At 56.8% G+C, this 666-nt stretch carries 2 protein-coding genes; both read right to left on the bottom strand.

Annotated features, from left to right (window positions below):
- The coding region (locus tag L977_RS15395; protein WP_047626106.1) for a PepSY domain-containing protein at nucleotides 1-185 on the bottom strand (185 nt) is incomplete at its 3' end.
- A 38-nt stretch (nucleotides 186-223) separates the two neighbouring features.
- The gene (locus tag L977_RS15390) at nucleotides 224-628 is read right to left on the bottom strand and encodes a DUF2946 domain-containing protein (RefSeq protein WP_014884876.1); all 405 of its coding nucleotides are present in this window, start codon (nucleotides 626-628) and stop codon (nucleotides 224-226) included.
- Nucleotides 629-666: the final 38 nt, after the last annotated feature.

The following is a 666-nucleotide window of genomic DNA, read 5'->3' as shown; positions in this document are numbered from 1 at the left end:
GGCTCGCCCGCGGAATCGGTGTGGAGCGCGTGCCGATAGAGGACATTTTCCAGCTGTGGCGTCGCCACATACAGCGTACCGGTTAACGCAGCGAAGAAGATAAACGGGCCAACAAACAGCCCGATGTAGAAATGGAGGCGACGCAGCAGGTTTCCCCATGCCGCGCGCGGTGTGCAGGTAGTCATACTTTTCCTTTTTAAGGCAAAAAGTTATCGATATTTTTTTAAAGGGAGAAAGCAGACTGCCGCGGCGGCGCGCGGGTATCGGGGTAAAGCCAGGGGAAAAAGTGCCAGTGGCTGACCGCCTGACGCGGCGGCTTAAGGCGAAGCCGTTGCAGCACCACGCAGAGCAGGACGATCAGCGCCAGCATCATGCCAGGTACATGCGCTAACAGCACGCAGTAACCGCACGCTTCCGCATGGTCGACAGGCATCGTATGCGGCGTATCGCCATGATGCGCGTCCATCGACATCATGCTCATGTCATGATGCATGCCCGGCATGGCACTCATGGGATCTTTCTGCAAGGAGACGGAGATAAGCGGCGCTATCACGATCAGCAGGATCGCAAACAGCGCGGTCAAGGCCGCTGCGCGTTTCCAGGTGTGCTGATGCAGTACGTTGCCCACTTTCCCTCCATTCAAGAGGCAAGCATTGTAAATGATTT

The organism is Enterobacter sp. ZOR0014, from assembly GCF_000798855.1.
GTDB lineage: Bacteria > Pseudomonadota > Gammaproteobacteria > Enterobacterales > Enterobacteriaceae > Enterobacter > Enterobacter kobei.
This window is presented reverse-complemented; position numbering and strand designations above follow the sequence as displayed.